The sequence below is a fragment of the Pedobacter lusitanus genome (genome assembly GCF_040026395.1).
Lineage (GTDB): Bacteria > Bacteroidota > Bacteroidia > Sphingobacteriales > Sphingobacteriaceae > Pedobacter > Pedobacter lusitanus.
Genome location: NZ_CP157278.1, coordinates 1,367,628 through 1,380,734 on the forward strand (window position 1 = coordinate 1,367,628; position 13,107 = coordinate 1,380,734).

Consider the following 13,107-nt stretch of genomic DNA (forward strand, 5'->3'; position numbering starts at 1 on the left):
ATTGTTAGCAATATTTTAGAATAGCCAAAATTTATATTTACGTATGAATACAAATATTACTTTGTTAGAGTGAAGAATACCAGGTGCTAAAACTCCAAGTCAAAACCTGTAGAATCCGGCAAAATTTGGGATGTTGTCGGCCTCACCCGTGATCGTATAATGTTACTAAAAATTAAATCATACGCATCCTCATGCCGAGCCATTGAAGGTTCTCGAGCAAAAACTGCGGCACGCGATGCCGATAGAGTTTTTCTTGGTTTATAAAAATGTACTCTCTTGTCCTTAAGAAATTTAAAGAAAGGATCAGTTTCTAAGTAATCATCAGCAGTAGTTAGCCAACCACGAAGTTTCGCTTCATAAGCAACCAGCCAATATTCATTATACAAATTATCTTTTGTAAGTAATGCCTCCCATTCTGACACATCAATCCTTTTTGAAATAAATCGTGAATTTCTCAAATGGAGCACCACTAAAATGACTATTGGGTTTCTAGAAAGAGTAAGCTTATCAGCAACAGATCTATCCACTTTCAGAGCGAGGTTCTTCATTGCCCATAACGCCCAAAAAATCTCATACTCATTGTTCAAGTCGCAGTGAAACTTAATAAATTCTTGCAGCGCATGTTTAATTGCAACCAACTCCAAGGTGTAACTATTTTTATGATAAGAAATCAATATCTCCGTCAGGAGTGCGATGGCTTTAGATTCCAACAGGATTGAATTCAATAATAGAGATTGTAGGATGATTAAATTGTCTTTATGAATCGCAAAATTTCGCACTTTGGAAATTGCATAAGAAATGACGGAATCTTCTGGATGTTTTTTAGCATAGAAAGCTGCCCTATCAAAAAATGAGATAAGCTCCTTTCTTTGAGCAGACTTAATATTGGAGAATCTGATAATTTTCAGTTCGGTATACCATTGAGACTCCAACATCTCAGGGATCATACTGACTGCATCTTTACTTGGATTTAACTCTAATTCATATTCTTTGAGGATTTTATGGATAAGTGCCCTTGCGATCTCAACATCGGCAAGAGAAGTAAAATATAAATAGTAATCATCAATAATTCGAATTCCTTTAAATCCAGGTAATTGCTCAATCAACATCTTATCGATTGCAGCTAGGATTACTTCGGAAATGACCCTACTGGTATCAGGACCTACGGGTATACCCATAGTTTGTCCATCTTGCATTCTCCGGCAGTCCTCATCTAGTGCGTTGCCAAAGAGACCAACTCGTGTCCTAATACTTTTCGAAACAGACTTAGTATGCAGCGCCCATGGAATACTATGTGTATAAATGGAATTGTAAAACCTGGAGATATCAATTTTCAACAGATAGCGATTACCTACTGCTCTTATAATCCGCTGATTAATAAATTCTTCAAAATTTGGTTTTTCTATAGCTCTGACACCACCATTATTAAGCCTAGAACCTGACACAATAGAAGACTCCGTATGCCTTGAAATATCAGCCCAGTGGTTTACGATAGTATTGCTGAGCCGAATATAATGCAACGGGTTCGGGATACTTAATGTCCGTCTATATCCACTGGCTTTGGGAATAGAAAAAGTAACACATTTACTTACTTTCTTCTTAATATCTCCCCCTTTAAGAGGATTAAAGCGATCCAAGTCTCTAATAATATCTGGAAGTAAAGGCTTAAGATCTTCCGTAGTAAACACGGGCAATAGCTCTTCAGGCAAATACCCAATGATAACTAGGTCTTCTAATGTCATATTTAACGAGATTCAATAATTTATACTAATATCATAATAATAAATTAAAAAGTATACTCCCATGGTTAACAGAACTAACATAACATGAAACTCTTCAAATGCAGTAGATTTATTTTTCAAAATAAAAGGTCATCCAAGCTGAAACAGAAATTACTGATTAAATTGATCAAAAAAAATATCCAAAATTATCAGTTGGCTTCAAGTTCATGACTTTTTTTTATCGTACCCACGAGCAGAAACATTTCCATTGCTGCGGAGGATGATAAACTATTAACAGACCTCTATAACTTTCGATCTAGCTCACTCAAGCCTCGTCCACGGCAGCGACCTTGGATACAACCTTCAATGGAGGTTGTATCTTGTAAATTTTATCAAAAAAAATGGCTATGCAATTAGGACTATAAAAATAGGTTCTAGCACTCTTTTCTGCAAATGGATTCGCAAAACGAGTATGACATAGCATAGTATCTTTCTTCAACTCCCGGATCGATTCTTTGAATTTAGAATCTTGTTTGAATGTATCATAGCGTTTTTTTAAGCGAAGACATAACTCACGATGGGTCCATGGAAACTTCAGCAAAACATTTTCTTCCGTTAGAATCACCTCTTGAACCGAATCTGGATCCTCAGCTTCTTCTCTTCTTCTAACCTGTTTAACAATTAGCGCATCCTCTACACTTGACTTCACGAATTTTGTTTCTACTCTAAGTAGCAGATTATATTCCTGATCAGGATCTGATTTATGCTGCGCAACTTTTTCACTCAAATAACTCATGAGTTTCTCCAATTGGATGCTGGGTTTGGAAATAGAAAAACTGTTCATACTTTCAAACTCGTGAAAAAAGGACATAGGCATTAGGTAAAAATTATACCTACTCAGGTCTTTGTCGAACCACATTTTCACAGCATTCAGATAATTTTTTAAGCTGGCAGTTCCTAATTCCAATACTAGCTTTCCCAATTCAGGTTCATCATTTTTGAAATGAATTGCATTATCCCGAATTTCGCACAACGCAACTATGTTCTCTTTAAGAGGAGCAGTAATACTCCCATCTGTAAAGGCGACTAAATCGAGCGCTCTGAGCAATTCTATGCTCAAGGGATTTCCTGACCTTGACTTCTTTACTATGGTTTGTTTCGTTGATTTTTCTCCACTCCTCAACTTTTTCGGCTCCTTAACGTAGATACTTTGAACCTGGTTTTTATTGTCTTTGAGAATTTTCGCTTTTAACAACAGCTCCCAAGCATTGATCATCAATATCGTGAACGTTTCTTCGCGATATCGAAAATCCGGTTTATTATAAATCTCTATTCCTGAAATGCAGGCCGCAATAGATTTATCAAAAAGTACGCTGTTTCTGGCCATATTATATCTAATTATCTTATCGACACAGTTCCGCAACATAAAAAATGATTGAAAGGTATTGGAACATATCTTTATAACCGAATATACTAAATTTAATGGCCTCAGGTTATGATAGAATATTGTGATTCAGAGCTCTTTCAAGGCTATGGAACCATTCTAAATTGTCATTATTATCCCTCTTAAATTTCTATTTCTGTTATCTTACAAAATATCATCCTCAGTTTTAAAATTGGCTTTAAACTGGTTCCATTGTACGATATCTTTATCCATCTGGACAATTCCCATGCGTTGTATGACATGGTAGAGCTCAGCTATCTTAGCCTCCATCTGACCAAGAATAGGCATCGATGCTCTGTTAATGATAGCGGCCAAATCAGGATGGTATCTTATAAAATCTTCTTTAGTATAAATCTCAATTCCATCCAAAAGTGACAGGGTCTGACCGATCCGAAAGGCGACGCGCTTGTATTCGTCGAGGTTATCTTCCTCTTTGGAAAAAGGTGGTTGGTCATAGCTGACCTTTAATAAAGCATCTAGACGGTCAATAAAGTCAGCTTTCAATGCAGGACGAATATGCAATTTATATTGAGAAGTTTTCTTTACAGAAAGCAAGATCGCCCTAATACAGCGTACAACGGCAAGTAGCTTTTGTCGGGGGAGATTACCAATTATTGGCTGTTCATGGTCTTGAACGTGCAAATGATAGGTTTGGTAGAGACTGTTGTTGACCGAATCCACATTACCCTTGGAAGGAATAGATTTTGTTACATACCCACCATCAATCTTCACAATATTGATATCCCATTTAATACACATAGGAAATTTGCTTCTCAATTCGTCCACAAGACTGGAATCTGAATCTGTACCCGTTGCCTCTGGATGATGCACTAGGACGTCGGTATCTAAAGAATCGGCCGAGCCAAAATAATAATATTTTAAATCCATCACAAATTTACACCTAACTGGTCTTACAAAGATACGTATCTTCTGTTAATCAAAAATATCGAAATCTAGATCGCATTTAATCTTAAAGTAAACATTATGGATTCAATTACTCCCACGAATATCTATATTTGAAAATATCACTTTTACTCTCTAACGCATGACTCATTTTGATTCTTCAAAAAACAGGATATTTTTCGGCAATACTGATAAACTTAATGACTGGATAGAAGCCGATCCAGATCAATCCAAAATCATTGACAAAGTAAAGCTAATGCTCAAGAACTATCTTGAACTTGACAACGTTAGCTTCCTCTTCGGATCTGGGACATCTATTCACCTTGGTGCAGTGTCCATCAGGAATTTCCCATTGGAGGTCGAGAACTATCTACTAGAGAAAGACAAGGAACAGAAAGGTATTTTTAATGAACTAAACAAAACGGTAAAAATATTACAGTCGGAAAAATTAACCTATGCTCGCACTCATCTAAAACAAGAAACAAATGAATTTCTGGATGTACGTGGTTGGAAATTCGCGATAGTGGCTGATATAATTAGAGACGCAGATTCAAAAGAAATAGCAATAGAATATGAGGTTATCCTCAATTATCTTATAGCAAAGGATTTTGTATTGGATCAAGATAAAAGTATAGAGAGAAGTGATAAGATCAGCGAACTCATTACGGCAATAAAAGAAGGCTTGTTCAATGTCTGCAATCTGGAAAATAGGCCAGTTTCTGATGACGTAATTGACCGTAAGAAAGCAAGCCAATTTCCTAAAGAAGTAGAGCAAGGTGAATTGCTTAAATCACAAAGCAAATACATCTTCCATGAAAAATTCCTAAAGGCACTACTTCAGCGACCACTAAATTTAAGGCGCGCAACAATATTCACTGCAAACTATGATCTAGCTTTTGAATACGCTTTCGATAAGCTTGGCATCCATTATATCGACGGCTTTGCCGGATTTCACAAACGTTTCTTTAAGCCTGAAACTTTCGAATACGACATCTTCTATCCGGGATCCACAACTGCAGGAAAGGTACAACGTATAGAAAAGGTGGTCCGCTATATCAAGTTACATGGGTCTCTATCCTGGGTGAACTCGGAAAAGAGAGATTCCAATAATATATATGGGATAGAGGAAAAGCCTTTAGAACTAATAGAAAACCTCAACAAAAAAGGTGAGATAATTATTTATCCTTCTGCAGTCAAAAAATCTTATACACTAGATCTCCCCTATTCAGAACTATTCAGACAATTTGCTGCAACAATAACCCAATCCCAGTCTGTACTCATCACCATTGGCTATTCATTTGGAGATGATCATTTCAACGATATTATCTTTCAGGCATTATCCAATCCAACCTTTACCCTTATTATAGTCGACTTCTCTGGTACACGCAATGACTATATTAAGAACATGAAAGATCTCAATGATCCAAGGATCATCATTCTCGAAGGATCTTTCTTTGGCGACTTTCTCAGCTTTTCCGATACACTAATGCCGAACTTTAACAATATCGACAATAACGAAAGAGTAGCTAATACCTTAAATAACCTATTTAAAAATACTAATACCCAAGCTGAGAATACTAAAACACCTGAACAATGAGCGAAAAAACTATAGGAAAGGTAATTTCTGTCAACAGCTTTAGGGTATCAATCAAATTAGATGACGAACTCAAAAGTCTTTATAAAAGTGGATACGAAGGAATATATGAAGTAGCCAGAATAAATTCCTACGTGATCATTCCCATTGGTGCCGATAGAATCGTGGGAATGGTAACCGAAGTAAGGGCTGCTGATGAGACCGAACTAGGCAAGAACAAGGAAGCTATCTTCCTAACCAAATCGGCAAGATACCTCACCGCAACTATGATAGGGACCATTGAGAACAATGGTAAATACATACAGGGCGTCTATAACTACCCTATCCTAGATAACCCTGTCTGGTATGTCACAACTGACGACCTTAACAATATATTTGACCAAAAAACAAAGGAAACCATAAACTTTGATGAGGACTTCTATCTACCCATAGGAACATCCCCAGCATTTGGAGATTACAAGATCAAAATAAACCCTGATAAATTTTTCGGAAAACACGCTGCCATACTAGGCAATACAGGATCAGGAAAATCCTGCACACTCGCCTCGATCATCCAGAGCCTATTTGATTTCGACTATAATGGAAAACAATTACAGAATGCGCACATCATCATCTTAGACACCAACGGTGAATATAAATCGGCCTTCGAAGGTACCTTAGAGGCTCCATACCGAAAACTGAAAGAGGTAAATCCGTTCCACATTGACAAGAATGGCATGAAAATACCGTTTTGGTTCATGAATTTTACTGACTTTGACTATCTTTTCGAGCCGACCCCCGGAACACAAGCACCCGTCTTCAAACGCGCGTTAGGCCTTGCAAAAAACCAGACCGTTGCCACAACAAAAAAGACTATACCACAATCGTATATTTCTAGACTTGAATCCATTGCAAATGAATGCGATGAAAACTCATTCAAGATCAAAAATACAATCTTCGATGAAGTGGACTCTTTTATACAAGAGTTAAGTTCATTACAGACAGATTTCGATAAAAGCATAATAATTAAGGCACTAAAGAGCCTCTTTACTGAGAAGAGTAAACTTAGTAAGCCAGGCCAATACGTTAATGGGATTGTTAGCACTAAGGTATTGGCGGAGACGAGTGAACTCCTAAAAATACATATATCTTTATACAATGTTTCCATCCGCGGAAAAGAGTCAACTGAAGAGCGCAATATTGATCTGCCCATCTATTTTAATTTCAAAGACCTCATTGAAAGATTCTTTGACGAGGCTATTACAGAAAATGAAAATACTGGAAATAGGCTCAGAGAATTTGTATCGACACTTCGATTAAGGCTACAATCGTTTTTAGGAGACGAGCGAATATCGACACCATTGATACTTGGCCATGAAACAGAGATCACTTCTGCACTATCCAAATTCATATCATTTATTCTTGGCGACTTTTGCAAGGTTTTCCAAACAGGAGATGAAGATTACTTTTCAAAATACTATGAGGAGAAGTTCCCCAGGCCACAAGGCTCAGAATTAAACCACGCTAAACCTAGCCAAATTACTATTATCGACATGTCGCTTCTGCCACACGAAGTCTTAGAGACTATTACCGGACTGATTGGAAGATTAATCTTAGAATTTGTTTCCAGATTTCCTGAAAGCGACCGGGGAATGCTACCAATGGTCATTGCCCTAGAAGAAGCCCAGAACTATATTCCTGAGCGAAATCGTGGCGAAAAGGATTCCATTGCCAAAAAAGTTTTTGAGCGAATAGCTAGAGAAGGCAGAAAGTATGGTATATCGCTGCTCGTTTCTAGTCAACGTCCTTCCGAACTTTCAAAGACTGTACTTTCCCAGTGTAACTCATTCATTATCCATAGACTTCAAAATCCAGAGGATCAAAAATATGTCAGACAGTTAGTCTCAGCCGCAAACGAAGATATTTTACAACAACTGCCAATCCTACCTCAACAACATGTAGTCATTATGGGAGACGCTGTTAGAACACCTGTTCAAGCCAGAATGAATACAGCAAACCCACGACCAAACAGTAACAACCCAAAATTCATAGAGAATTGGACAAAAGAGTTACCACCGGACTTCCCCAACTATAAGGGAATTGCCGAGGCTTGGGAAAAAGGCATGAAATATACCCCAACATCAGAAAAAACAATTGACGATGCCAGCCCAGAGAATGCACAATAACAAAAACTATTGAGACGAGGTATCTGGAAAATTTGCACACAAACAATTTAAAGTGCTTTATACTGCTTATTGAACCAATAAATCGAGAATTAGGAGAGAACGAATTTCATTTAAAGTTGACAAGCATACTAAAAAGTTGAATGCATCCAATATTTAGCTTTTCCTCAATTATTGTGAAAGATTTTATGATCGTCAGTTTATGACGATCATAAAATGTAAATAAGGGGATAATGCAAAAGATTGAAGAATTACTGAATAGCTATTTTACATCCGCCTCCTCCTATAGCATTGGTTTGCCATCTGTGTGGGAGTTTCGTCAAAACTGAGCTCTTCATTCCGCAGTTGTACTGACGCTCAATTCCGCTCCAATTCGCCCCCCTCATTTCGGGGAAAAATGCTACCCTTTTGCTCCTGGTGTACTTTCGTCGGAGTATCTACCTGAGGCCACTTTTTCTATCTTAATTAATCTGTTAATATTGAAGTTGTGAGGCTGAATAATAGCCGCAAGGCGGTGATGTATGCTGCGAAAAGGGCACTATCCAAATTGAGAGTTGAACCGTTTATAGGCTCTAATTTGAGGTGGCTTTGAAATGCCTAACAGGGCAATCTAATCAGAGCTCTGTTTTGCTTCAAAAAGGAGTGTGAAGGAATGAGAGCGAAGTTGAGCTACATTTGCTTGGTGCCAGATCGTGGTTTTTTGAGAATTAATTATCTTTGGTAAGACTTCGTGGTGTATTCGCTACCACGCTCGGCAGCTAGTCAGTCGGTCAGTTTGACCCGAAACCGAGGGGCCCTCTCATTGAAATACGAAAATTGATATCTCTTTCAGAAATAAAATCAAAAAAAAAATGCAACCTTAACTAATTTAAAAATTTTCTGTTCTAATATATTTTCACCCGAGCTTTAAAAATGACGTCGAATTTAATTCACAGCTTAAGTCTTTTTCAGCTTTTCGCTGAAATGATTATTAAGAAAGGCATTCCAATTAATAGGCTCAAGTTGGATACTACTTAACGCATTTAATAACATTATAATGCCTAAACCGAAAGCACAATCTTTATTAAATTCTTCAACAAGGGGATAACCACATTTCTCATCGACAAATATGGCTCCCTTAACCCCATCTGGACCCAAATTAACCGTTTGGCTTCCGATATGATCCTTCCCAAGTATCATTAAATCCGGCGATAACGATGTAGGGCGAATTGAAGAGATCAATCTGCTCTTATATCGTCTCGCAAAAACCACCCCATAAGGTTGGTTTAGGTACTCTGGTTCCTGCCTCGGCCAGTCTCGAACCTTGCCATTGTAAATTGGTCCAGCAACATCATAATCTTTATTTTTTCTCAACTGCCTTTTAAATAACAGTTCTTTCACTTTTGCAACTTGACTTAGCGCCTTATTTAAAGTCTCATAATCTTCAATAGCATGTTTACACTCAATATATGCGTATACAGCATCAAATGGAATTTGTTGCCTCAAACTAAAACCTACACTTTCATCTCCCCGTAAAGATGGAAAATTCATTCTATCATAAATAATGATATCGTCGCCCTCTTTATCGTCATCATGCGATAAAATAACCCCCCGGCAAACACCATACTTATCAGGTAATAATTCAGCCAATAGCTGGCACAAGGCAACCTCAAATTCATTTCCATGCTCAAAATTGTAAATAGCTTCAATCTGATTAAATCTAGCTTCAATCTGCCTAGAAAGGCGTTCCAAGTATTCCCCGTACATATGTAATTACTGTCTATTAGAAAGCGTCAATGTATTAATAAAAAAGATTGTAGTTGGGTTAGTTTCTTTGGCTTAATATAAATTCCCTCATGTTATTTACCGAATCTACAAGTTGATCAAATGTGTACCTTTGATTTAATGCATTTTCAGGATGATGTATTTGATGCCTAATATATTCAGTTAAGACCACCTGTTGTAAACCTGTGTTTCCATCTTTAAATATTTTAGTATAATTCATGGTTGGTCTACCATTTTTAAAATTAGCCCACATTTCTTCTCCTTCAATAAATCCATGAAGTTCATTATGATATTCTTCTGTTAAATCTTTGAAAGCTATAAAATTAATTTCATTTAAAGACGGGTAAGGTAATTGATTTGGAATAATAGCTTCAATTGATTTATTACCTGCATCATTTTTAGAAACTAGTCTTAAATGATCAAAATCTAATCCCTTAACAACAGTAGAACTATGTGTAGTTAACAATACCTGTGTATTATTAGCTTGAGACAATTCGATAAATGCTTTTATTAATAATTTTTGATGATCTGAATGTTGTGATGTTTCAGGCTCTTCAATAGCGTAAATTATTGATTGAGAATTACCTGACTGCAATCTTCTTTCAGCTTCAGCTCTAAAGAAATTTAATAAAATTAACCTTTTAACTCCACTACCTCTTTTATTGATTGGAATATTTTCGTCTCCGCAAATTGAAACACTTTTAAACACATCACTCCATTTTAAAGCATTAGAAGCTGGAATAATTGGGTTTAAAGTATTAGCTATTTCAGGATTCATCTCCCTTAATTTATCTAATGTTAAATCCGAAACCTCCGTTAATCGTGATGCAACTCTCTGAGCAATGTCTTCAAACATTGCAACAATCTCTTGGTCTGCCAATATTTGTTGTACAGCTTTTTTTAATGGATCTTGAACTTCACTATCATTATCGCTATTTTTCCTATCCGATTGAAAAAGTGAGTATTGAGGCAAATACGTTTGAATTTTTTCCCAAATATTCTTAGCATCTTCTTTCGAAGTATCAATTAGTATTTCTTCTAATTGTAAATCACCAGCAAAGTGGCTCCAAATTGCAGTTCGCATAATTGCGTTAATCGTAAGATTTTCACATTCAATATTTTCTTTGGTTATAATTTTTTTATAATCAACTATCTTTTTAAGCAGTAAATCTGCACAATCTGGATTTGTTGGATGATTTGCTTTAATAAAAACCTTTGATGCTCCTGCATTTGGATATTTTTTAATCACCTCTAAATAGCCATCAGAATTTAAAAGATATTCATTATCAAATGTAGTTTCATTTGTTGAGTCAATGACAACATTTGTTGGTAAGTCTGTAAAAATTGCAGATATATAAATATCATTATCCCCCTCAGCTATAGCTGTTTTATTAACATCATCTTTATCTAATTTAATAGCTCCTTTTCCATCATTAAAAAAAATATCTAACGCTTCTAAGATTGTTGATTTTCCAATATCGTTTTTACCGACAAATACTGTCAAATCATCTAAGTCAATAATTGTTTCCTCCTTATAGCTTCTGAAATTTTTAAGCTTTACAGAACGTAATTTCATAATTTAAATTTACTTGGTTAATAGCTTCTATTTTAATCTTAAATGTTACTAAACGTGCCAACACCAAGAATTGGAATCAGATTAGTTTTTAACATGTAAAATTTCAATTCATATTTTACTAAAATATAAAAGATTATCGACACCCCCCTACGGGAAACCGTAAATCTAATTACCAAATTATTATTACAATTAACATTAAAGCTATCGCCACTGAAGACCTAAACTAGATAGCTATCACGAAAGGCATTCCAAATCAAGGACTATTCTACCTGCTGCTTCAGTCTTTTTCCTGTCAATAATTTTAGCATAAACCTGAGTACTTTTTAGACTTTTATGTCCGAGCAATTTAGATAATGTAAAAATATCCGTTCCATATTCCAATTGCAAGGTTGCATACGTATGTCTAAAACTATGAAAAGTAATATTTTTATACACATCCGCTCTAGATAACCAAGAAACAAAAAATGGCTTTAGGGTCGAATATTTTAAGTTACCAAAGACTAACTCTCTGGGCTCTCCTCTTTTTCCAATAAGTTGCACTGCTTGATCTGAGATTGGCAATACCTCAGCATTCTCTGTTTTATCCTGGATATACTGCAAATAGTATCTGCCAGGTACTCCTTTAACATTTGAATAAGTTAAAGCCTGTACATCAGAAAATCGTAAGCCAGTAAGTCCCGAAAATAAAGCCGCTCTTTTCATCAAATCAGATGATGAAGGTGCGGATGCTAATCGCTGAAACTCTTCAATTTCCAAACGATCCCTGTGTGTTTCCTTAGGCTTAATAGGCAGAACAATTTTATATAAATCAACATCAATCAGTCCTCTTTTAAACACCTCCTTAAGAACTGAACGAAATTTAGCAAAATAATTCACTGCGGTGTTCTTACTTATAGCTTTCTCTCTCCTACTTATTCCAGGCCCACTTAACAAGAAGTTTTTGTAATCTTCGCACAAAAAATCATTTAAATCACTCAACTTAATATCTTCCCCAGCGAAAGCTATAAAATAACGAAGCGCCATTGCATGATTATCGGAGTCAGACTTTTGCTTCTTAATCGTAAAGGTCCTAAAATGCTCTATGAAACTAGAATCTCTGATAGTATCAGACAAAAACCCAAATCTCCTATTTTGAATATCAATCTGACGACTAGCACGTATAAATTCCACAAGATTTGAAGTTTCCTTATTATGCAACCTTTCCGCGCTATTAGATGGCTTATCAAAGGTATATAGCTTTAGATACTCCGTTCGCTGCAGTTTTCCAGTATATGGGTTATAAATTGGCGGATAGTGATCCAGATAGATGGTATGCCTCGCTTTGGAAATAGCTTTACGCCGTATGGTAACCTTGGACATTATTTTATACCATTATTAAAAATTACATCAAGATCTTTTTTTGCGACATAAGTATACCAGCCATTTTTAAATTTAGATATCTTATGTCGTTTAATCAGCTGATACAAACCTGCCTCTGAAATTTCAAATTTATTTTGTGCTTCTGCCATAGAATAGCTATCTTTTATCTTGGGTCTAACCACAAGCTTCTCTTCAGGGAATTTAATCTGCTCTTTAATTTCAAACAATCGATCGATTTCCTTACGGGATATAACAGTTTTACGGACCGAGAGATTTACAGCAGCTAATTTCCCGTCTGCAATCATTCTATAGATCATTTTTGTTGATGTGCTTAAAAGCTTCGCCGCATTACTCACACTCAAAAAATCTTTTCCCTGTAAACTCTTCATCGGTTTTTCCAGAATAGTTTGTACTTCCTGATCTGTGTCTTTCATTGCACTAATACGCAATCTTAGCTTATAACTTCTCTTATTGCATATTGCGCTACAAAAACGTGTTACTGTTGTTTTAGCATCAAATATTCCTTTGCAATGCTCACAAATCCTTTTGACTGTAAAATTGGAACTCATATTCTATATAAAATT

9 protein-coding genes are annotated in these 13,107 nt (G+C 36.1%); 2 read left to right on the top strand and 7 right to left on the bottom strand.

The genetic code is table 11. The features are described 5' to 3' along the window. Positions 1–86: 86 nt before the first annotated feature. The 3 genes from PL_RS05805 to PL_RS05815 form a co-directional block, all read right to left on the bottom strand. Positions 87–1,742, bottom strand: a complete 1,656-nt coding sequence (locus tag PL_RS05805) for an RNA-directed DNA polymerase (RefSeq protein ID WP_041886950.1) — start codon at positions 1,740–1,742, stop codon at positions 87–89. 304 nt (positions 1,743–2,046) lie between these two features. Next, a complete protein-coding gene (locus tag PL_RS05810) occupies positions 2,047–3,108 on the bottom strand; it encodes a DUF3644 domain-containing protein (RefSeq protein WP_052496627.1) in 1,062 nt (353 codons plus the stop codon). A gap of 201 nt (positions 3,109–3,309) precedes the next feature. Further along, on the bottom strand, positions 3,310–4,053 hold the full coding sequence (locus PL_RS05815) for a hypothetical protein (protein ID WP_041886948.1): 744 nt from the start codon (positions 4,051–4,053) through the stop codon (positions 3,310–3,312). 157 nt (positions 4,054–4,210) lie between these two features. Between PL_RS05815 and PL_RS05820 the strand changes: the two genes are divergently transcribed. After that, positions 4,211–5,665: an SIR2 family protein gene (locus PL_RS05820; RefSeq protein ID WP_052496626.1), complete on the top strand. Its 1,455-nt coding sequence runs from the start codon at positions 4,211–4,213 to the stop codon at positions 5,663–5,665. Further along, positions 5,662–7,827 carry an ATP-binding protein gene (locus tag PL_RS05825; RefSeq protein ID WP_052496625.1) on the top strand — a complete coding sequence of 722 codons (2,166 nt, stop codon included), beginning with the start codon at positions 5,662–5,664 and terminating at the stop codon, positions 7,825–7,827. Before PL_RS05820 ends, PL_RS05825 begins: the two co-directional genes overlap by 4 nt. Before the next feature lie 933 nt (positions 7,828–8,760). Here PL_RS05825 and PL_RS05830 read toward each other — a convergent pair. From PL_RS05830 to PL_RS05845, 4 genes are all read right to left on the bottom strand, one after another. Further along, positions 8,761–9,570: a DUF6602 domain-containing protein gene (locus PL_RS05830; protein ID WP_041886946.1), complete on the bottom strand. Its 810-nt coding sequence runs from the start codon at positions 9,568–9,570 to the stop codon at positions 8,761–8,763. A gap of 58 nt (positions 9,571–9,628) precedes the next feature. Beyond that, on the bottom strand, positions 9,629–11,164 hold the full coding sequence (locus PL_RS05835; protein WP_041886944.1) for an ATP-binding protein: 1,536 nt from the start codon (positions 11,162–11,164) through the stop codon (positions 9,629–9,631). Between the two features lie 234 nt (positions 11,165–11,398). Next, positions 11,399–12,523, bottom strand: coding sequence for a site-specific integrase (locus PL_RS05840; RefSeq protein WP_041886941.1), 1,125 nt, complete (start codon positions 12,521–12,523; stop codon positions 11,399–11,401). Beyond that, positions 12,523–12,912, bottom strand: a complete 390-nt coding sequence (locus PL_RS05845; RefSeq protein ID WP_160292167.1) for a helix-turn-helix domain-containing protein — start codon at positions 12,910–12,912, stop codon at positions 12,523–12,525. Before PL_RS05845 ends, PL_RS05840 begins: the two co-directional genes overlap by 1 nt. Positions 12,913–13,107: the final 195 nt, after the last annotated feature.